At 36.7% G+C, this 251-nt stretch carries 1 protein-coding gene; it reads left to right on the top strand.

Annotated elements, in window-relative coordinates; genetic code table 11:
* Window positions 1-189, top strand: a 189-nt coding sequence (locus FDX22_RS27685; RefSeq protein WP_186805487.1) for a single-stranded DNA-binding protein, incomplete at its 5' end; no start/stop codon positions are given.
* Window positions 190-251: the final 62 nt, after the last annotated feature.

Here is a 251-nt window from a genome sequence, read left to right as displayed (position 1 = left end):
GACACCGTAACGGTCAGCGGTCGTGTACAAGCAAAGGAATCAGGCGAGTATGTAAATTATAACTTTGTTTTCCCTACGGTTGAAAAAGTATTTATTTCTAATGATAATAGCAGTCAATCACAAGCTAAACAAGACTTGTTTGGAAACTCTGAACCGATTGAAGTTGATGAATCATACCTACCTTTCTAGAAAGTCGGTTACATGTACACAGCAGAAGAAAAAGAGCAAATTATCGACATCGTTGATAAAAT

The sequence above is a fragment of the Citrobacter sp. TBCS-14 genome, from assembly GCF_005280805.1.
Lineage (GTDB): Bacteria > Pseudomonadota > Gammaproteobacteria > Enterobacterales > Enterobacteriaceae > Citrobacter > Citrobacter gillenii.
This window is presented reverse-complemented; position numbering and strand designations above follow the sequence as displayed.